21 protein-coding genes are annotated in these 17,899 nt (G+C 60.1%); 8 read left to right on the top strand and 13 right to left on the bottom strand.

What is annotated here, in order from left to right; all coding sequences use genetic code 11:
• Positions 1–9 precede the first annotated feature (9 nt).
• Together ACSQ3J_RS03010 and thrC are read right to left on the bottom strand one after the other, a co-directional pair.
• Complete coding sequence (locus tag ACSQ3J_RS03010; protein WP_112834551.1) at positions 10–1,311, bottom strand: M16 family metallopeptidase; 1,302 nt, start codon at positions 1,309–1,311, stop codon at positions 10–12.
• Positions 1,312–1,327: 16 nt separating this feature from the next.
• Positions 1,328–2,734, bottom strand: coding sequence for a threonine synthase (thrC, locus tag ACSQ3J_RS03005; protein WP_200954862.1), 1,407 nt, complete (start codon positions 2,732–2,734; stop codon positions 1,328–1,330).
• 333 nt (positions 2,735–3,067) lie between these two features.
• On the opposite strand from thrC, the gene ACSQ3J_RS03000 reads away from it, so the two are divergent.
• A complete protein-coding gene (locus tag ACSQ3J_RS03000; RefSeq protein ID WP_060503805.1) occupies positions 3,068–3,625 on the top strand; it encodes a hypothetical protein in 558 nt (185 codons plus the stop codon).
• 70 nt (positions 3,626–3,695) lie between these two features.
• On the opposite strand, the gene ACSQ3J_RS02995 is transcribed toward ACSQ3J_RS03000, so the two are convergent.
• Together ACSQ3J_RS02995 and ACSQ3J_RS02990 are read right to left on the bottom strand one after the other, a co-directional pair.
• Positions 3,696–4,391, bottom strand: coding sequence for an HAD family hydrolase (locus ACSQ3J_RS02995; RefSeq protein WP_060503840.1), 696 nt, complete (start codon positions 4,389–4,391; stop codon positions 3,696–3,698).
• Positions 4,392–4,525: 134 nt separating this feature from the next.
• On the bottom strand, positions 4,526–5,449 hold the full coding sequence (locus ACSQ3J_RS02990) for a LysR family transcriptional regulator (protein WP_060503804.1): 924 nt from the start codon (positions 5,447–5,449) through the stop codon (positions 4,526–4,528).
• 96 nt (positions 5,450–5,545) lie between these two features.
• On the opposite strand from ACSQ3J_RS02990, the gene ACSQ3J_RS02985 reads away from it, so the two are divergent.
• Both ACSQ3J_RS02985 and ACSQ3J_RS02980 read left to right on the top strand, forming a co-directional pair.
• Positions 5,546–6,421 carry an aldo/keto reductase family oxidoreductase gene (locus tag ACSQ3J_RS02985; protein WP_060503803.1) on the top strand — a complete coding sequence of 292 codons (876 nt, stop codon included), beginning with the start codon at positions 5,546–5,548 and terminating at the stop codon, positions 6,419–6,421.
• A gap of 140 nt (positions 6,422–6,561) precedes the next feature.
• On the top strand, positions 6,562–7,014 hold the full coding sequence (locus tag ACSQ3J_RS02980) for a DUF1284 domain-containing protein (protein WP_436038632.1): 453 nt from the start codon (positions 6,562–6,564) through the stop codon (positions 7,012–7,014).
• A gap of 73 nt (positions 7,015–7,087) precedes the next feature.
• On the opposite strand, the gene ACSQ3J_RS02975 is transcribed toward ACSQ3J_RS02980, so the two are convergent.
• Both ACSQ3J_RS02975 and ACSQ3J_RS02970 read right to left on the bottom strand, forming a co-directional pair.
• Complete coding sequence (locus tag ACSQ3J_RS02975) at positions 7,088–8,302, bottom strand: multidrug effflux MFS transporter (protein ID WP_060503839.1); 1,215 nt, start codon at positions 8,300–8,302, stop codon at positions 7,088–7,090.
• 81 nt (positions 8,303–8,383) lie between these two features.
• Positions 8,384–9,112 (bottom strand): ArsR/SmtB family transcription factor, encoded by a 729-nt coding sequence (locus ACSQ3J_RS02970; RefSeq protein WP_060503801.1) that lies wholly within the window; start codon positions 9,110–9,112, stop codon positions 8,384–8,386.
• A 116-nt stretch (positions 9,113–9,228) separates the two neighbouring features.
• On the opposite strand from ACSQ3J_RS02970, the gene ACSQ3J_RS02965 reads away from it, so the two are divergent.
• Together ACSQ3J_RS02965 and ACSQ3J_RS02960 are read left to right on the top strand one after the other, a co-directional pair.
• Complete coding sequence (locus ACSQ3J_RS02965; protein WP_060503800.1) at positions 9,229–9,558, top strand: NIPSNAP family protein; 330 nt, start codon at positions 9,229–9,231, stop codon at positions 9,556–9,558.
• Complete coding sequence (locus tag ACSQ3J_RS02960) at positions 9,555–9,914, top strand: antibiotic biosynthesis monooxygenase family protein (protein ID WP_060508720.1); 360 nt, start codon at positions 9,555–9,557, stop codon at positions 9,912–9,914. The genes ACSQ3J_RS02965 and ACSQ3J_RS02960 overlap by 4 nt, the downstream gene beginning before the upstream one ends.
• A gap of 72 nt (positions 9,915–9,986) precedes the next feature.
• Here ACSQ3J_RS02960 and ACSQ3J_RS02955 read toward each other — a convergent pair whose 3' ends face one another.
• The gene (locus ACSQ3J_RS02955) at positions 9,987–10,337 is read right to left on the bottom strand and encodes a HepT-like ribonuclease domain-containing protein (RefSeq protein WP_112834550.1); all 351 of its coding nucleotides are present in this window, start codon (positions 10,335–10,337) and stop codon (positions 9,987–9,989) included.
• The gene (locus ACSQ3J_RS02950; RefSeq protein ID WP_060503838.1) at positions 10,334–10,630 is read right to left on the bottom strand and encodes a nucleotidyltransferase family protein; all 297 of its coding nucleotides are present in this window, start codon (positions 10,628–10,630) and stop codon (positions 10,334–10,336) included. The genes ACSQ3J_RS02955 and ACSQ3J_RS02950 overlap by 4 nt, the downstream gene beginning before the upstream one ends.
• 140 nt (positions 10,631–10,770) lie before the next feature.
• Here ACSQ3J_RS02950 and ACSQ3J_RS02945 point away from each other — a divergent pair, with 140 nt between their 5' ends.
• Positions 10,771–11,901 carry a site-specific DNA-methyltransferase gene (locus ACSQ3J_RS02945; protein WP_060503797.1) on the top strand — a complete coding sequence of 377 codons (1,131 nt, stop codon included), beginning with the start codon at positions 10,771–10,773 and terminating at the stop codon, positions 11,899–11,901.
• Positions 11,902–11,999: 98 nt separating this feature from the next.
• On the opposite strand, the gene ACSQ3J_RS02940 is transcribed toward ACSQ3J_RS02945, so the two are convergent.
• From ACSQ3J_RS02940 to mutY, 5 genes are all read right to left on the bottom strand, one after another.
• Complete coding sequence (locus ACSQ3J_RS02940; protein WP_060503796.1) at positions 12,000–12,200, bottom strand: hypothetical protein; 201 nt, start codon at positions 12,198–12,200, stop codon at positions 12,000–12,002.
• A gap of 592 nt (positions 12,201–12,792) precedes the next feature.
• Complete coding sequence (locus ACSQ3J_RS02935) at positions 12,793–13,893, bottom strand: calcium-binding protein (RefSeq protein WP_436038631.1); 1,101 nt, start codon at positions 13,891–13,893, stop codon at positions 12,793–12,795.
• 118 nt (positions 13,894–14,011) lie between these two features.
• The gene (locus tag ACSQ3J_RS02930; RefSeq protein ID WP_060503837.1) at positions 14,012–14,371 is read right to left on the bottom strand and encodes a nuclear transport factor 2 family protein; all 360 of its coding nucleotides are present in this window, start codon (positions 14,369–14,371) and stop codon (positions 14,012–14,014) included.
• 20 nt (positions 14,372–14,391) lie between these two features.
• Positions 14,392–15,009 carry an HAD family hydrolase gene (locus ACSQ3J_RS02925; protein WP_060503794.1) on the bottom strand — a complete coding sequence of 206 codons (618 nt, stop codon included), beginning with the start codon at positions 15,007–15,009 and terminating at the stop codon, positions 14,392–14,394.
• A 10-nt stretch (positions 15,010–15,019) separates the two neighbouring features.
• The gene (mutY, locus tag ACSQ3J_RS02920) at positions 15,020–16,120 is read right to left on the bottom strand and encodes an A/G-specific adenine glycosylase (protein ID WP_436038630.1); all 1,101 of its coding nucleotides are present in this window, start codon (positions 16,118–16,120) and stop codon (positions 15,020–15,022) included.
• Positions 16,121–16,275: 155 nt separating this feature from the next.
• Here mutY and ACSQ3J_RS02915 point away from each other — a divergent pair, with 155 nt between their 5' ends.
• Both ACSQ3J_RS02915 and ACSQ3J_RS02910 read left to right on the top strand, forming a co-directional pair.
• Positions 16,276–16,725 (top strand): DUF721 domain-containing protein, encoded by a 450-nt coding sequence (locus tag ACSQ3J_RS02915; RefSeq protein ID WP_436038963.1) that lies wholly within the window; start codon positions 16,276–16,278, stop codon positions 16,723–16,725.
• Between the two features lie 123 nt (positions 16,726–16,848).
• Complete coding sequence (locus ACSQ3J_RS02910; RefSeq protein ID WP_112834549.1) at positions 16,849–17,733, top strand: DsbA family protein; 885 nt, start codon at positions 16,849–16,851, stop codon at positions 17,731–17,733.
• Positions 17,734–17,899: the final 166 nt, after the last annotated feature.

The following is a 17,899-nucleotide window of genomic DNA, read 5'->3' as shown; positions in this document are numbered from 1 at the left end:
AGAAAAAAGCTAGCCGTTGGCAGCCCGAACCCGGACGGCCTTGTTGGAAAGTGCACCGAGGATGTCGTCCATCGGCGCCAGTTTTTCGACCGGGCCGATTGCCGACAGCGTCGGAACCGTATCGAAGAACAGGCGGCCGGCAAGATCCGTCAGGCGTTCGATGGTGATGCCGGACAGGCGCTCCATCAGCTCTTCATTCGGGATCGGGCGGCCGTAGAGCATCATCTGGCGGGCAATCTGGCCGGCGCGGGCCGCGGGGCTTTCCTGTCCCATCAGAAGCTGGGCGCGAATCTGGGCGCGGGCGCGATCGATTTCCTGCTGCTCGATCTTCATCGACGACTTGCGCAGCTCGTCGATGATGACGGGCATCAGTTCCGGCAGGTTTTCGCCACCGGTTGCCGCGTGCACGCCGAAGATGCCGGTATCGGAAAAGCCCCAATGGAAGGCATAGACCGAATAGCAAAGACCACGATGCTCGCGCACTTCCTGGAACAGGCGGGACGACATGCCGCCACCAAGGATGTTGGCCAGAATCTGCGAACAGTAGAAATCGCGGGCGTGATAAGCCTTGCCCTCGAAACCGAGCAGCACCTGCGCGTCCATCAGGTCACGGCTTTCGCGCACGTCGCCACCGGTGTAATGGGCGGTCTCGGAGACGGGGGGAGCCACCGGCTTTTGCGGCAGGCTGGAAAAGCGGTCTTCAACCTGTCGCACAAAGCTATCATGATCGAGCGCGCCGGCACCGACGACGAACATGCGGTCGGTGGTGTAATTGCGGTCGAGATAGGTGCGGATCTGTTCGGGCGTGAAAGACAAAACCGTGTCCGGCGTGCCGAGGATCGGACGGCCGATGGTCTGGTTGGCAAACGCGGTTTCAGCGAATTTGTCGAAGACGACATCGTCCGGCGTGTCGTTGGCGGCGCCGATTTCCTGCAGGATGACCTGCTTTTCGCGCTGCAGTTCGTCCTCGTCGAAGGAGGATTCCGTCAGGATATCGGCGAGGATATCGACCGCAAGCGGAACGTCGTCCTGAAGAATGCGGGCGTAGTAGGAGGTGGTTTCCGTTGAAGTCGCGGCGTTGACTTCGCCGCCGACATTTTCGATCTGTTCGGCAATATCGCGGGCGGATCGCCGTGCGGTGCCCTTGAACGCCATATGTTCCAGCAGATGGGCAATTCCGTGCTCGTCCGTGGTTTCATCGCGTGAACCGGATTTGATCCAGACCCCGAGTGCGACGCTTTCAAGATGCGGCATGTTCTCGGTGACGACCGTCAACCCGGATTGGAGCCGGGTGCACTCAACTTTCATCATACGTCTTTCTGCGTCCTTATTTCCGGATGCGGGCCCGCTCGTTGATAAAGGTTTCAACAGCTTTTAGCTCGGCGTCGAGAACGTCGAAACGCTCCTCCCTGACCATCAGATTAGCAAGCCACGTTGGAAGCGCCGGGTCAATACCACTGGCCGATTTTACTGCGGCGGGGAATTTTGCCGGGTGCGCGGTGGCCAGTGTCACCATCGGCACGCTCGATGTTTCATGCTTGTTGGCAACGAAAACGCCGATCGCCGTGTGCGGGTCGAGCAGATAGCCGGTCGCGTCCAGCGTCTTGGCGATGGTTTTCGCCACATCCTTTTCCGACGCCCGCCCGGCCCGGAACACCTTGCGGATCGATTTCAGCGCGTCTTCTTCGATCTCGAAGGAGCCGGATTGCTTCAGGTTGGCCATGGCACCCCGCACCTTGGAGGCGTCGCGGCCATAGGCTTCGAACAGCAGCCGTTCGAAATTGGACGAAATCTGAATGTCCATGGACGGCGAGGTGGTCGCCTTGACGTCGCGCATCTCGTAACGGCCGGTATCAAGCGTGCGAGCGAGAATGTCGTTCTCGTTGGTTGCAACCACCAGCTTGTCGATGGGCAGGCCCATCTGGCGGGCGACGTAACCGGCGAAGATATCGCCGAAATTGCCGGTCGGAACCGTGAACGAAACCATTCGGTCGGGGCCGCCGAGCGCCAGTGCCGTGGTGAAATAATAGACGATCTGAGCCATGATGCGGGCCCAGTTGATCGAGTTGACGCCGGACAAAGCCACGCCGTCGCGGAAGGCAACGTCGTTGAACATCTCTTTGACGAGGCTCTGGCAATCGTCGAAATTGCCGTTGATCGCCAGCGCATGGACGTTGCCTGCGGTCGAGGTGGTCATCTGGCGCTGCTGCACTGGCGAGACCTTGCCATGCGGGAAGAGGATGAAGATGTCGGTGCGGTCGCGCCCGGCAAAGGCATCGATCGCTGCGCCACCGGTATCGCCCGAGGTGGCGCCGACAATGGTGGCGCGCTCGTTGCGTTCGGTCAGCACGTAGTCCATCAGCCGCCCGAGCAGCTGCATCGCCACGTCCTTGAAAGCGAGCGTCGAGCCATGGAACAGCTCCATGATGAAGGCGTTCGGACCGGTCTGGACGAGGGGAGCGATCGCCGGATGGCGGAACGTCGCATAGGCCTCATCGATCATCGAACGGAACTTGTCGTCCGGAATTTCACCGTCGATAAAGGGCTTCAGGACCGTGAAGGCGATGTCCTGATAGGATTTGCCGCGCATGGCGCGGATTTCCTTTTTGGTGAAGCTCGGCCATTCGGCAGGAACATACAGGCCGCCGTCGCGGCCAAGGCCTGCCAGGAGCGCATCGCAAAAACCCAGCGAACGGGCTTCGCCCCGCGTCGAGATATACTTCACCGTGACCATCCTTCGTCGTCTGTTTGCTGCCGCAGACGTTGCGGCGGGAATTGAACGGCACCCTAATGGAACGGGGTGGGAACCACGGTCCTTTTTGCGTCAACCCTTGGCAAAGCTGACGGAAATATCGGTATTTTACCTGTAGCCGGCCAATTCAGTGCGTCCTGAAAAATTGGCGTTCCGGCGTCAGACTCCATTCGATTTTTCAATGCGTCGCTGCTATAGACCATCGCCAAGGGTCTTGAAAGGCTCAAGTTGCAGGGCTGAAAACCGAAAAATACCTTATTTTACGGTCAGTCACGCCTGCGGCATCAATTTGCGCAAGGCAGGGGGTCAAGTCAGGTGTTTGGTAAAGTTTCCATCCGTCTTCTCGGAATTTCACTTCTCGTGGTCATCGCAGGCTGCAACAAAACGGATACCGGCGGTGCCATCGACGCCGGTGGCAGCGCTGCGGCGCCGACGCCCGCCGTCATCCAGGGCTCTTGCCCGCAGGTCTACCTGCTTGATGGCACTGCCAACTACCGTACCTATGCCAAGGGCGCCAAGGATGATCCGACCAAGATCGTCTATCAGGCGTCGTTGGCCGATACGACCCGCCAGTGCGTCCAGAACGAGAGCCAGCTGGTGATGACCGTTGTCGTCCAGGGCCGCGTCGTTTCAGGCCCAGCCGGTGGCGCCGGTACGGTAAACCTGCCGATCCGGGTCGCTGCGACCGACGGCAAGAACACGCTCTATTCGGAACTGACGCAATACCCGGTCGAAGTCCCGGCCGGTACCGGCTCCGCCCAGTTCATCTTCACCAAGACCAACATCGCGCTGCCCGGCGGCGCCGGCGATTTCGCCAAGATCTATGTCGGCTTCGACGAAGGTCCGGCCGCGGGCAAGAAAAAGAAGAAGTAAGCAGTTTCTGCTTCGAAACAAAAAAAGCCGGCGCGAGAAAATCGCGCCGGCTTTTTTGTTCAGGTTTTGATCAAGCCGTCAGCGTTTCCGACCATTGCGACAGGGCCGCAATGACGCCCGGAAGCGCGCTCATGCGTGAAATCACGGTTTCGGCGCCGGCTTCAGTCAGCTTGTCGGCATGCGAGGGATAGCTGTGCGATGCACCGGTGAAGCCGACGACGCGCATGCCGGCGGCAATTGCGCCATGGATGCCGTGGACGGAATCCTCGATCACCAGAACGCGCGACGGATGGACGCCGAACTGTCTTGCGCCATGCAGGAAGATGTCCGGCTTCGGCTTGACCTTGTCTTCGCCGAGATCGCGGGCCGAATAGATGTGCTTGCCGAAATGATCCTTGATGCCGACCTTGGCCAGCATCGAGGCGAGCCGCGCCGATGTCGAGTTCGAGCAGATGCAATGTGGCAGCGTCAGCTGCGCCAGCATCGGCTTGACGCCGTCGATAATGTTGAGGTCTTCGGCCAGGCGCTTGTCGAGGATGGCTTCGACCTTGGTCAGCATCGAGGCCGAAAACGGGATATCGGCTTCCTTCTCGATGGCAAGCAGCGTGTTGTGCCAGGTCATGCCGGCAAAGCGCTCGGCCATTTCCTCGGTGCTGATCGGATAACCGGATTCCGTCAGAAGTTCTGCTTCGACTTCGCTGGCGATGATTTCGGAATCGACGAGAACGCCGTCGCAGTCGAAGATGATGAGATCAATGCTGGTCATGTCGGGAGTGTCCTTCGGGGAGATGCTGGCCGTGTACACGATGCCGCCTGAAAGCTCAACCGCGGCAAGCGGAAACCTGCCATGCACGCGAAGCGGACTGGTTGAATTACGCGCTTCAATGAAGGACCTGCTTTTTACAGGCAAGGGCCGGGTCTGGCGGCGGGTGCCTTGACGAAGTCGATGAAAGCCCGGAGCGGGGCGGGTACCAGCCGCCGTCCTGGATAGTAGAGGAACGGCCCTGGGAAGGACTGCCACCAGGGTTCAAGAACGGGCTCCAGTGCGCCGGTGTCCAGATGCGGCCGCAGCCAGTCCTCAAACAGCGAAATGATCCCTGTTCCAGCAATCGCGGCATCGACGGCGAGATCGATCGATCCGCCGACGCTGACGATCAGCGGCCCCACGGGATCAACCCGCACCACCTCGCCATCATGCTCGAACTCCCAAGGTGCCGTCGTCCTGCCGCTTGCAAAGCGGCCGAGCAGGCAGGCATGACCAAGCAGTTCACGCGGATGAAGGGGCCGGCCCCGGCGGTCGAGATAGGCGGGGGACGCCGCGGTGGCAAAGCGCTGGACACGCGGGCCGATCGGCACAGCGATCATGTCCTGCTCCAGCCGTTCGTCATAGCGGATGCCGGCGTCGCAGCCTGCCGCAAGCACATCGACAAAGCTGTCGTCGGTGACAATCTCCAGTCTTATATCCGGATAGGCAGCCAGGAACGGCGGTATGATCTCCGGCAGCACCAGCCGCGCCGCGCTGACTGGAACGTTGAGGCGAAGGGTGCCAGCTGGCCGGTCGCGAAAGCCGTTGACCACGTCAAGTGCTGCTTCCACTTCGGTCAATGCTGGCCCCAGCCGTTCCAGCAAGCCCTTGCCGGCTTCGGTGGGAACCACGCTTCGTGTCGTCCGGTTCAGCAGCCTGACGCCCAGTTGGGCTTCCAGGCGGCGCACCGCTTCGCTGAGAAAGGAGGCGCTGCTGCCACTGGTTCGCGCACCCTCGCGAAAACCACCGGCACGCGCCACCGCGACAAACGCATTCAGATCGCCCAGATCAGTCTTCATTGTTCGCCATTCCGCACATGCTGTGCAGATTATGGCCCGTTTTCATGCATGCCGACAACGCCTATCTTGGTATCGGCTCTTGAAAGGAATGAGATCATGTCAATTATCGATCAGTCGGGTACATTCACTCTTGGTAACCGCGGCGTCAAACGGCTCGGCTACGGTGCCATGCAGCTCGCAGGCCCGGGTGTTTTCGGTCCGCCGAAGGATCACGATGCGGCGCTCGCCGTGCTGCGCGCGGCTGTCGAAAGCGGGGTCGATCATATCGATACCAGCGATTTCTATGGCCCGCATGTCACCAACAAGCTCATCCGCGAAGCGCTGCATCCGTATCGCGACGATCTGGTCATCGTCACCAAGGTCGGCGCCCGGCGCGGCGAGGACAAGTCGTGGATCCCGGCTTTCTCGCGTGAGGAACTAACAAAGGCAGTACACGACAATCTTCGCAATCTGGGCCTGGATGTCATCGAGATCGTCAATCTTCGCCTGATGTTCAGCGTTTATGGTCCGGCGGAAGGGTCGTTGGAAGCTCCATTGACAGTGCTGGCGGATCTCCAACGGCAGGGCTTGATCCGTCACATCGGGCTCAGCAACGTAACCGCCGCGCAGATCGCTGAAGGGCGTGGCATCGCCGAGATCGTTTGTGTCCAGAACCAGTATAATCTGGCCCACCGGGACGATGATGCCCTGATCGATGATCTTGCCCGCGATGGTATCGCCTACGTCCCGTTCTTCCCGCTCGGCGGTTTCAGCCCGCTGCAGTCATCGACGCTGTCGGACGTTGCAACCCGCCTGAACGCCACCCCGATGCAGGTGGCACTGGCCTGGCTGTTGCGCCGCGCGCCGAACATCCTGCTCATCCCCGGGACTTCGTCCCTCGGCCATCTTCGTGAAAACCTTGCCGCAGCGGAACTGGTGCTGCCGGATGAGACTGTCAGCGAATTGGACAAGGTTGCCGGCATCGCCGCCTGACGACATTTGGCCATCGGGAGCATCCGCTGCTTCTCTGTTCACAGGGGCGCAGCGGAGCGCGGGACAGGAAGGCTGCTGGCCATCGGTTGCCGCTCGCCGCATTGCCGGGTAAAATCTGATTTTGATCCAGCAAGGCCCCCATGACCGTTCGCCTGCGCCCACATCATCTCCTCTGCATGCTGACCTTCGTCGGCAAGGGCTATACGGCTGCTTTCACCGAAAATTACATCCGCATCGCCGCCCGCCTTTCAGCGGGCGAGGATATTCTCGTGGTCGAAGGGCCGGACGATGTCTGTGCGCCGATGCTGGGCGAGCCGGGCATGCACTGTCTTGACAGAAGTGTGACCGATCGTGACCGGAAGGCGAGCGATGCGGTCGAGGCCTTGCTCAAGCACCCTGCCGCGCCGGGCGCCTCGCTCTGTCCCAGTGCAGATTTCCTGCAGCGGATGCGTGATGCTTTCAGCACGGGTTCCATCCGGGAGGGCTGCGCCCGCTGCGAATGGTCGCCGCTCTGCACCGGTATTGCCAGTGCAGGCTTCGACGGTGTGCTGGTGGTGGCGCCGGATAGCCAGCCACCACATGGCTCTGCGTGAGGCGAACGGTAATGAACTCTTGCATGAGCAACGGAAACGCGACGTGAGCGCCGCGGGTGTTTGTGGGCTGCGTCTATCGGATGGCCTCGATGGGTGAGGCATCAGCTCGCGCCGCAAGCTCGGCCAGCGCCAGCGCACCGACGCCCGCCACGAGGAAGCCGGCCGAGAGCGAAAGCGCCGTGCCATCATAAAACGCGCCCAGAGTGACGGCAAACAAGGTAGCGATGAGGCTTGATCCGGAGGCGATCAGGGACGCACCAAGGCCCGCAACCTGTCCAAGCGAACGCATGGCCATGGCGTTGAGATTGCCGAACAGCACGCCGATCGCAAAGAACGCCGAGAAGGCGAGCCCCATCAGGACGGGCAGGGGCAGCCGTCCGCCCCACAATCCGGATGCGGCCAGCATCGCCAGGCCCGCCGCTGCCAGTCCGGCAAATCCGCAGCGTGCCATGTTGTCAGAACCAAAACGTTGTACGAGCTTGGCATTGAAGAATGAGGCCAGTCCGATCCCCGTAGCCAGAGCCGCAAAATAAAACGGAAACGTGTCTGCAATGCCATAGGCATCAAAAAACAGGTCGGCAGCAGTGCTGAGATAGACGAGCTGTGCTCCGAACACGAGGCCGGTCGCGACGATCAGCAGCGTCACGCGCCGGTTCGACAGGATACGCCATCCGTTCAACACGAGAAACCTCAGCCGAAAGGGAATGCGCCTTTCGGGAAGCAAGGTTTCCGGTTGCCGCATCACCAGCCAGAGGCCGAGCAGGCCTGCCACGCCGAGATAAACCGCAAAGACGCTGCGCCAGCCGCCCACCGTGATGATACCCTGTGCCAAGGCCGGCGCCAGCATCGGTACGAGAATGAACAGCGTGAACATCAGCGACATGACACGGGCCATGGCATCGCCCTCGAACTGGTCGCGGATCATTGCCCGGGTTGCGATCTTCGGGCCGGAGACGCCGATCCCCTGAATGATCCGGCCAAGCACGACCATTTCGAGCGATCCGGCCAGCATGGCGATCACCGTTCCAAGCGCATAGACGCAAAGGCCGAGAACCAGCGCTTTCTTCCGTCCCATCGCGTCGGACAGTGGCCCCAGCAGCAGCTCGCCAAATGCCATGCCGAGGATGAAAAGCGATATGACGTGCTGGGTGGAGAGCGGCGGTGCAGCGCCGACATCCGCCCCGATCTGACGCAACCCCGGCAATAGAGCATCGATGCTGATGGAGGTCAGTGAGGTCAGGCAGGCATAGAGGACGATGCGCTCGCGGAAACTGGCTGGGGATGTCATGGGCCGCATTCAGGGGAAATATCGTGTCCGACCTATAGCAGCCTTCCAGCAAAATCCCATGCCTGCGATGGCTCTTTCGCTTCACGCGTGGATAGCGTGCTCGTGGCGAAGCGCGACCGGTGGCGGCGCGGGCGGGGGGAAGAGCTTTGCGAATTCTTTTTCGCCGGTGCTGGTAAAGCGGATGGCGCGGCTGTCGGGCTCACGCCTGGCCCAGCCCTTGTCGACAAACAGCGTCAGCAACGCCTGTCCAAGCGAACCGGCGAGATGCGAACGGCGCTCGCTCCAGTCGAGGCAGGCGCGGCAGACCGGACGGCGTGATCGTGTCAGGGCGGCAAGGTCGATGCCGAGCGCCGTCATCTTGTCCGCACCCGATGCCGTCAGATGCAGCGTGTCGCCAGCGCCGGAAACCACCTCTTCGGCAATGAGACTATCGAGCATGCGCACGCCATAATCGCCCGCCAGATGATTGTAGCAGACGCGAGCCTTGCGCAGCGCCGGGTCCTTGGGGCCGGTGCGATGGCGGGTAAAACCGCGATAGGCGGCAAAGCCCATCAGTCCCTCGATCATCAGCCCGACATCGTCATCGGCGAGGGTGAAATAGCGGTGGCGTCCCTGCTTTCGCTGAGCAATCAGGCCTCCGGCTTCGAGCTTCGAAAGGTGTGAACTGGCGGTCTGCAGCGTGATCCCCGCAGTTCCCGCAAGCTCCGTCGCCGTCAGCGCTTTGCCGCCTGTCAGGGCGGTCAGCATGTTGGCGCGGGCGGGGTCACCGATTAGCGAGCCGATGAGAGCAATATCTGGACCTTCTTTCATGCCCGGATTTTAACCGCGCCACCGGCCCCCGGCAAGGCTTCATACTTCGATCGTGATCGAAGCATCTCAGGGCCGCAAACTGGCACAAGAGGTCATCCACAACGAAGGAGAGACCCGTGATCACCTGTTTCATCCGCTACGAAATCGATCCGTTCAAGCGCGAGGAATTCGCCACCTATGCGCGTAATTGGGGGCAAGTGATCCCCCGCAACGGCGCCGACCTGATCGGCTATTTTGCCCCTCACGAGGGCTCGGCCACCACGGCCTATGCCGCCTATCATATCGAGAGCCTTGCAGCCTACGAGGCCTACCGCGCCCGGCTTACTGCCGATCCGCTCGGCATCGAAAATTATCAATTCGCTCGGAAGGAGCGGTTCATTCTCAAGGAAGACCGGATCTTCCTGAAGAATGTGTCATCCCCCCATGCGAAAGGCGTGTCGTTTTGATCGCCGTCATCTTCGAGGTCATGCCAGCCGATGACCGGCGCAGCACCTATCTCGATCTGGCGGCGCAGTTGCACAGCAAGCTCAACGAGATCGATGGCTTCCTGTCGATCGAGCGGTTCGAAAGCCTGAAGGTGCCGGGCAAGATCTTGTCCTTGTCGTTCTGGCGCGATGAGGCGGCGATCACCACCTGGCGCAACGGCCCGGAACATCGCGCCGCCCAGCACGCCGGCCGCAATGGCACGTTCGCAGACTACCGCCTGCGCATCGCCAGCGTCATCCGCGACTACGGCATGACCGAACGCGACGAAGCACCGGCCGATAGCCGGGCGTTTCACGCAGTGCCGAAGGAGCGGTAGGCATGCCAGTCAGGAATGACCAGAAGAGGGCGATCACATTGCCCTTTTCTGGTGTAGTGCCGATGGGGGATACTACGGCGAGCCGAATTTTTCGTTCAACACGAGGATCGCCATTTTCAGAGCAGGCAGTTCGTCGATTACGACGCCCCAGATAATCCTGTCCGACAATCCGTGATACTCGTGTCGAAGAACGTTGCCGATGGTGCGAACCTGCGGCCAGGGAACTTCCGGCCGGATTGCCTTAACGTCTTCGGGGAGAGCGCGGCTCGCCTCCGATATGATTTCGATAGCGCGCTGCACCGCATGCTTCAGAAGCCAATCGCTTTGATAGTCCTCGAAGCTTTTACCGGTGGTCGCTCGTTCGATACCAGCGATCGCTTCCAGCGTGTCGCCAAGTGCGTGACGAAACTCCCGCGCCATCAAAAAACCTGTACGGCGGATTGTTCTATCCCAGACTTCAGCACCGGATGCAGCCCGTCACGTGTTGTGATGTCGACGGGGATGGACAACTGCGTTTCCAGGAAAAGTTTAATGCCGATCAGATCAAAGGCGTTAAATCGGCTGGCCTGATCGTAGTCGATGAACAGGTCGAGATCGCTGGCAGCGGATGCGGCGTTTCGCGCCGTCGAGCCGAACATAAAAAGCGCTGTGGCACCCATGCCGCGAACGGTTTCGGCCTGCTCCCTTAGTCTCGTTATGGCGTGGCTTCTGTCCATAAAAATAGAATACCGCATCGGCACCGGAGTTTCCATCCTCCTGTATCATTTCGCAAATTTTGCTCGCCCTTCAGCATTTGGTAACCAAGTTCGGTAACCATAAGGGCAGTCAGTCCGAGTAAGCGTAGGTGCGAGTGTCCATGTCATCAGTTGTTTCGTTGGCCGAAATCTCCCGCGGCGTCAGCCCTGCCGGCTGGCTCGATTCCATCATCAAGGGCGATTGTGTTGCAGCGCTCGAAGCGCTTCCCGACAATTCCGTCGACGTCGTTTTCGCGGACCCGCCGTACAACCTCCAGCTTGGCGGTTCGCTGCACCGTCCGGACCAGTCGCTCGTCGATGCTGTCGATGACGAGTGGGACCAGTTCGTGTCTTTCGAGGCCTATGACGCCTTTACCCGCGCCTGGCTGCTCGCCTGCCGCCGTGTGTTGAAGCCGACCGGCACGCTCTGGGTCATCGGCTCCTACCACAACATTTTTCGCGTTGGTGCGACGCTGCAGGACCTGAATTTCTGGATCCTCAACGACATCATTTGGCGCAAGACCAACCCGATGCCGAATTTCAAGGGCCGCCGGTTCCAGAACGCCCACGAGACGCTGATCTGGGCAAGCCCCAGCGCCAAGGGCAAGGGCTATACGTTTAATTACGATGCCCTGAAGGCCTCGAACGACGATGTGCAGATGCGCTCCGACTGGCTGTTTCCGATCTGCTCGGGCGGCGAGCGCCTGAAGGGCGACGACGGCAAGAAGGTGCATCCGACCCAGAAGCCGGAAGCGCTGCTGGCCCGCATCCTGATGGCCTCCACCAAGCCGGGCGACGTGGTGCTCGATCCCTTCTTCGGTTCCGGCACGACCGGTGCAGTCGCCAAGCGCCTCGGCCGCCATTTCGTCGGTATCGAGCGCGAGCAGAGCTATATCGATGCCGCCGCCGAACGAATTGCTGCGGTCGAACCGCTCGGCAAGGCAACTTTGTCGGTCATGACCGGCAAGAAGGCCGAGCCGCGGGTTGCCTTCAATACGCTGATCGAAAGTGGCATGATCAAGCCCGGCACGGTTCTGACCGATGCAAGACGCCGCTACAGCGCCATCGTACGCGCCGACGGCACGATTGCCAGCGGTGGCGACGCCGGCTCGATCCATCGCCTCGGCGCCAAGGTGCAGAACCTCGACGCCTGCAATGGCTGGACCTTCTGGCACTATGACGACGGTACGTCGCTGCGTCCGATCGACGATCTGCGCGCCGTCATCCGCAGCGACATGGCCAAGATCAACTGATCTGCCGCACGCCCTGAATGCCGAACGCCGCGCGTCTCAACAGATGCGCGGCGTTTTCATGTAAAGTCATTGCGCTTTGGCGCTGGTCAAGAGCGCCCCTAGGATTTTCCTGCCGGTTCCATCAGGATATCGAAACAGTGGGCGCAGTAGCCGAACTGATAGCCGCTGGTCTGCCAAGGCTCGACCGGCTCTTCGCAACAGATACAGTGAATGATCCAGCGGGCAGGGCTTTCGAAATTGTTCTCCGGGCCGTGCTGCCCGTCCACCGTTTTTTTTTGAATTTCTGTATTCTCGTTCATGTGGTCTGCCTCTCCTGTCTGTCGACGGGAACGATTTCCTGAAAAAACAAGTTTCTGAATCGGACGAATTTTTCGGGCATCTGCGCAGATCGGATAGCGGATGGTTCAGCCTGGAATCATCGCGTACAGGGCATTTAAGCTTTATGTGCCTTGCTTGATCGTGAGATGCAAGAACGGCGGTTACACTGGCATCCAGAAATTCCCACGGACGCTTCTTACCTTTCGGTTGCTCGCTGTTTTCGTTCGACGGCGCCGGTTTCGGTGATGTTTTCCAGCCTTTGAAATCGGGTCGGGCGTGCGCGCCTTTAGAACAATTTAACCATCCTGCCTGTAGCTTGGCCTCAAGCAGGACGACCGTGTGATCAACCACGCGAGGCGCGCGGGCCAGCCCGTAAAATGCTTGACGGCGCGGCGAAAGCCAGCCGGTTCAGAGATAGTTTTCGTCCGGTTTCGTACCTTCAGTCCCGGATGAAGACTTACACGCCCAGGATCAGCGATGATCCTGGGCGTTTCTGTTTTCACGGATGCGGTCCACAAAAAAAAGGAGCCCCGCCGGGGCGGAGCTCCTCCTTGCTGATCGAATTCACTCGACTTAAAGGAAGAAATCGTCGGCATACATCTTGGTGACGCCATTCACCTTGATCTGGAAGTCGGCACGGCCGTCGCCATTGGTATCGCCTGAAATGATGCCGGCTTTGAACTGCAGTTCGCCCGCCTTGCCGCTGAACGCCGAACCACCGATGAAGCTGAAGCTCTGGTTGCCTGCCGCGCGCGCGTTGGCATCAATCGAACTCAGATCGATGACATCATTTTGCGAAGCACGGAAATCACTGATGACATCGCGTCTGCTGCCAACGGCCGATTCGCTGGCAAAGTCGAAATCGAAAACATCTGCGCCAGCGCCGCCGCTGAGGAAATCGAAGCCAGAACCGCCAAGGAGATAATCATTGCCGGTACCACCGACCAGGTCGTCATCGCCTGAGCCACCAACCAGATCGTCGTCGCCGGTGCCGCCGTAGAGATCGTCGTTGCCAGCGCCGCCATAAAGGTCGTCATTGCCGCCGAGACCTTCAAGAATGTCGTTGCCACCGAGACCTTCCAGGATATTGCGGCCGGAACTGCCGGTGATGTCGTCATGCCCCCTGTTGGTGCCGATCGCATTCTCGATGCTGGTCACAGTTTCCCGGTGACCGTTCATCGTCGAAGCCCATCCCTTGCCGAGGTCGATGGTAACGCCCTTGCCGCGCTGGGAATTGTAGTCGTCCTGCAACTGGTAGCTGATCGTGTCGGTGCCGGTGCCGCCGCTGAAATAGTTGTCGGCGCCCCACGACAGGAAGGTGTCGTTGCCAGATTCGCCGAAATAATCGCTGGCAAGCGTATCGACTTCGAAACGATCATTGCCGCTGCCCGCCTTGACGACGTCGTAGCCGTTCGCATCACCTGCACGAATGTCGGCGATGTAGAGATCGTTGCCGTCACCGAGGAAAATATCGTTGCCGCCTTCGAAATAGTTGACAACCTTGTCGTTGCCCGAGCCGGCGTCGACATAGTTGTTGCCGCCATACCTGCTGGTCACGTTCAGATAGATGGTGTCGTTGCCGCCATAACCGTAAATGTCGACCGGACCGCCGCTGTAATCGCCCTGGATAATGCGATTGTTGCCATTGGTGCCATCAATAATAAGCCGTGCCATGGAAATTCCGCCTTTCCGGTGAATAGCAATTCTTAATTTCGAGGCTGATCATGCCGCCGCGAAGGTGAATGACAGCTGAACCAATTGCGGCGTTTTGAAGGTTTCAAAAAGCCTAATATTATTGGAAGTCAGTGACATGGACGTCGATGATCTTGCCCTGATCATTGAAGGTGATGGTTTCTTCTCCCCGGCGAACAAGGGGCTCACCGGTGGAAGCGCTGGTTGCGCGGAGGCTCCAGACCACGCGGGCAGCGAGCGGGGAAACCTGTTCGACCAGACTGTCCTCTGCCACTTGGTCGGGATATTCGGTAAAATATCGCCGGAACGCCGCCATGATATCGGTGCGGCCCTTGAGCCCGCCGACCTTGCCGGAGGAATAGGTTGCGTCATCGGCAAAGAACGCCTCTATGGCTTCAAAATCGAGATCGCCGATCACGGCATGAAAGCGCACGGAGGCGGCAGCGGGATCAAAGGACATGTTCTTGCTGGTCTCCGCCGTCATGCTGCCAGCCCATAGGCCAGAAGGTCTGATTGAAGTGTCTGCGGGTCGGTGAAGTGAACGGCATGCCATCCGGCTGCGCGTGCGCCTTCGACATTGGGCACGCTGTCATCGATGAACAGGGTGGCTGCCGGATCAAGCCCGAAGGACTTGGCGTGCGTCTCGTAGATCGCGATATCCGGCTTGATCAGCCGGATATCGCCCGAAACCGTCACGCCGCGCGGCAGTGTCAGGAAGGGAAACATTTTCTGCGCTTCCTTGAATGTGTCCGAGGCAAAATTGGTCAGCATGGTCACGTCATAGCCCTTGGCGATCAGGCTTTCCATGATCGAGACGCATTCGACATAGGCATGCGGCACCATCTCGTGCCAATATTTGCGGAAGGCACGGATGCTTTCCACATGGTCAGGATGTTCGGCAATCAGCAGGTCTTCCGCTTCGCGCCAGTCGCGGCCGCGATCCTGCTCGATGTTCCAGTCATGGGTGCAGACATTGGCGAAGAACCATTTGCGTTCCGCGTCATCGGGAATGATTCGCGAGAACGGGATATGCGGATCGTAATGGATCAGCACCTTGCCGATATCGAAGACGATGTGACGGATTTCGACGCTGCTCATCAGGTATTCCTCAGTTTCCCGGGCTGTTCGGGCCGCTTTTGAAAGCGTGCGGTAAGGCCTGGGCGATTGCTTTTTTCATCACGGTCGGCAGGGCCTGGGCCTCGAGCGAAGCGAGCGGTTCCCACCAGCCGTTTCCTGTTTTGTTCTCATTTTCGACCTTGGCCCGATACACCGACAAGCGCAACTCAAAATGCGTAAAAACATGAGAGATTGTTCCGCAGGCTTCCCACGCTGCGGCAAAGGGCTGGGCGGAAATGGTGTTGTCGCCATCGACCCGCGATGTCCACGGCGTGCCCGGCACTTCCGTCATGCCGCCGAGCAGGCCGGTCTCGCCCCGTTTCTGCAGATAGACAGAACCATCGGTGCGGCTGGCGACGAAGGCGGCGCCCACGCGCAGAGGCTTCTCCTTCTTCGGCGCTTTGCGTGGAAAGGTTTCGGGATCTGCCGTTTTCAAGGCCAGACAGTTTTCGTTCAGCGGACAGAGGGCGCAGGCCGGCCGTTTCGGTGTGCAGATCGTCGCGCCAAGGTCCATCATCCCTTGCGCGAAATCCCCCGGACGGTCAGCCGGCGTCATTTGGGCCACCAATGCCCGCATCTGCGGCTTGGCGGATGGCAGCGGCGTTTCGATCGCGTGGAGCCGCGAAATCACCCGCTCGACATTGCCGTCGAGCACCGCGCTTTGCCGGTTGAAGGCAATGGCGGAGACGGCAGCGGCAGTGTAGTCGCCGATACCCGGCAGCGCCTTCAATCCCGCTTCTGTGTCGGGAAAAACCCCAAAGTGCTCGCTGGCCACGGCCTCGGCGCATTTCTTCAGGTTTCTCGCGCGGGCATAGTAACCCAGCCCGGCCCAGGCCTTCATCACCTCTTCGGTATCGGCCGATGCGAGATCGGTGACTTTCGGCCAGAGTGCCAGGAACTTGTGGAAATAGGGTTTGACCGCCTGCACGGTGGTCTGCTGCAGCATCACTTCCGACAGCCAGACGTGATAGGGGTCGGCGACGACGCCGTCGCGTGCCATCGGCGGCGAGACACGCCAGGGCAGGTCACGGTGATGGCGGTCATACCAGGTAAGAAGCCGTTTGGCCGCATCGGCCGCATCGGCCATTTTCATTATCTGCTGCATCATTTGCCGGAAGTTTGGTTGGGGCCTATACTTGGCGGAGTGTTCGCCATCCTTCAAGGCGGATTCGGAAATCGGAAAGATATCTGTTGAAACAACCTTATACCCGCAAGGGCGGCCGTCAGATCAGCGAGATCGCCAATGGCATGATCGATCCGGTGCTTGCCAAGCGCGCCGGTATCAATACGCTGTTGCTCGGGTCGTGGGATGAGATCGCCGGCGAGGATTTTGCAGATTGCACCCGGCCGGAAAAGATTGCCTGGCCGCGCCGCGCTTCGGAGATGACGGGCGAGGGCGGCTATCAACCGGGCGTGCTGACGATCGCCTGCGAAGGTGCGCGCGCCCTGTTCCTCACCCATGCGCAGGGCGAATTGATCCAGCGGATCAACGGTTTTTTCGGGTTTCCGGCCATCAGCCAGATGCGCATCGTCCAGAAGCCGGTGTCTCCGCCACCAAAACCCTATCGCAAACCGAGGCCGTTGACCGGAGAACGTGCCAGGCATCTGGAGACATTGGTCGATGGTATCGAGAGTGAGGCCCTGAAGGCGGCTTTGACACGGCTCGGCACCGCAGTGCTGGCGCCGCGAAAAAAGTGACGGACACCATCAACTGGTCACAATTGTTTGAACGTTGGTGAGCGACAGCCCCTTGTCGCCCCGAACAAGGCAAGTTATCGAATTTTCGACCGATTTCGTTCATCCCCTTACACAGGTGAAACCATGTCCCTTTCTGAACTGAGCCCTTTCAAGCGCCTCCTGAGCGGCGTCGCCGTGGCCGCCATCGCTGTGACGCTCGCCGCCTGCAGCGACGAGAAGAAGGACGCGGCCGCAAACGCGCCTGCGACGGAAAGCACTGACACGGCCGCCAAGACCGAGGTCAAGCCCGCCGACGGCGGTTCGATGATGTCCTCGGCCACGGCGATGAAGCCGGTGGATGGCACGACGACAGCCTCCACCATGTCGTCGGCTGCAACGCCGGCAACCGCTGACGCTGCCCAGACGCAGGTGGCGCAGGCCGCTGCCCCCGCAGCCAAGGTCGAGGTTCCGCAGTCGGAAGGCGAGGTCGATATCGCCAAGCTGATGGCGCCTGGTCCGCTGCCGGAAATGTCGGTCGGCAAGGCCGATGCCAAGGTGACGATCATCGAATACATGTCGATGACCTGCCCGCATTGCGCCCGTTTCCACAACGAAACCTATGACGCCATCAAGACCAAGTATGTCGATAGCGGCCAGGTCCGTTTCGTCCTGCGCGAATTCCCGTTTGACCCGCGTGCGGCTGCCGCCTTCATGCTGGCGCGCTGCGCCCCGGCGGACCAGTATTTCCCGATGATTTCGATGCTGTTCAAGCAGCAGGAAACCTGGGCTGCTGCACCAAACGGCCGCGATGCGCTGCTGCAGATGTCGAAACTCGCCGGTTTTACACAGGAGAGCTTCGAGGCCTGCTTGACGAACCAGAAACTTCTGGATGATGTGCAGGCAACGATGCAGAGGGGCGACAAGGAGTTCGGCGTCAAGGCCACCCCGACCTTCTTCGTCAATGGCAAGAAGTATTCTGGAGAAATGTCGGTTGACACCATGTCGGCCCTTATCGACTCGATGCTCTGATTCCCAGCGTTTTGACCAAACGGCCCGCGGGCGCATTCGTGCGCCCGTTTTTCTTTTTTTCTTCTCCCCTGCGGGGAGAAGTGCCGAGCATAGCGAGGCGATGAGGGGGAACCCCGGGCGCGGAACCACCCCCTCATCCGGCCCTTCGGGCCACCTTCTCCCCGCT

Origin of the sequence: Rhizobium sp. LjRoot98 (assembly GCF_964252935.1) — a bacterium.
Classification (GTDB): Bacteria; Pseudomonadota; Alphaproteobacteria; order Rhizobiales; family Rhizobiaceae; genus Pararhizobium.
This window is presented reverse-complemented; position numbering and strand designations above follow the sequence as displayed.

What these genes read in the sequence shown, in the direction of transcription:
- ACSQ3J_RS02940 (WP_060503796.1), bottom strand. Translation starts at nt 12,200, where the DNA reads ATGAACGAGAATACAGAAATTCAAAAAAAAACGGTGGACGGGCAGCAC.
- ACSQ3J_RS02950 (WP_060503838.1), bottom strand. Translation starts at nt 10,630, where the DNA reads ATGGACAGAAGCCACGCCATAACGAGACTAAGGGAGCAGGCCGAAACC.
- ACSQ3J_RS02910 (WP_112834549.1), top strand. Translation starts at nt 16,849, where the DNA reads ATGTCCCTTTCTGAACTGAGCCCTTTCAAGCGCCTCCTGAGCGGCGTC.
- ACSQ3J_RS02935 (WP_436038631.1), bottom strand. Translation starts at nt 13,893, where the DNA reads ATGGCACGGCTTATTATTGATGGCACCAATGGCAACAATCGCATTATC.
- ACSQ3J_RS02980 (WP_436038632.1), top strand. Translation starts at nt 6,562, where the DNA reads ATGACCGTTCGCCTGCGCCCACATCATCTCCTCTGCATGCTGACCTTC.
- ACSQ3J_RS02945 (WP_060503797.1), top strand. Translation starts at nt 10,771, where the DNA reads ATGTCATCAGTTGTTTCGTTGGCCGAAATCTCCCGCGGCGTCAGCCCT.
- ACSQ3J_RS02925 (WP_060503794.1), bottom strand. Translation starts at nt 15,009, where the DNA reads ATGAGCAGCGTCGAAATCCGTCACATCGTCTTCGATATCGGCAAGGTG.
- ACSQ3J_RS02915 (WP_436038963.1), top strand. Translation starts at nt 16,276, where the DNA reads ATGATCGATCCGGTGCTTGCCAAGCGCGCCGGTATCAATACGCTGTTG.
- mutY (WP_436038630.1), bottom strand. Translation starts at nt 16,120, where the DNA reads ATGAAAATGGCCGATGCGGCCGATGCGGCCAAACGGCTTCTTACCTGG.
- ACSQ3J_RS02990 (WP_060503804.1), bottom strand. Translation starts at nt 5,449, where the DNA reads ATGAAGACTGATCTGGGCGATCTGAATGCGTTTGTCGCGGTGGCGCGT.
- ACSQ3J_RS02930 (WP_060503837.1), bottom strand. Translation starts at nt 14,371, where the DNA reads ATGTCCTTTGATCCCGCTGCCGCCTCCGTGCGCTTTCATGCCGTGATC.
- ACSQ3J_RS02975 (WP_060503839.1), bottom strand. Translation starts at nt 8,302, where the DNA reads ATGACATCCCCAGCCAGTTTCCGCGAGCGCATCGTCCTCTATGCCTGC.
- ACSQ3J_RS02985 (WP_060503803.1), top strand. Translation starts at nt 5,546, where the DNA reads ATGTCAATTATCGATCAGTCGGGTACATTCACTCTTGGTAACCGCGGC.
- ACSQ3J_RS03010 (WP_112834551.1), bottom strand. Translation starts at nt 1,311, where the DNA reads ATGATGAAAGTTGAGTGCACCCGGCTCCAATCCGGGTTGACGGTCGTC.
- ACSQ3J_RS02970 (WP_060503801.1), bottom strand. Translation starts at nt 9,112, where the DNA reads ATGAAAGAAGGTCCAGATATTGCTCTCATCGGCTCGCTAATCGGTGAC.
- ACSQ3J_RS02995 (WP_060503840.1), bottom strand. Translation starts at nt 4,391, where the DNA reads ATGACCAGCATTGATCTCATCATCTTCGACTGCGACGGCGTTCTCGTC.
- thrC (WP_200954862.1), bottom strand. Translation starts at nt 2,734, where the DNA reads ATGGTCACGGTGAAGTATATCTCGACGCGGGGCGAAGCCCGTTCGCTG.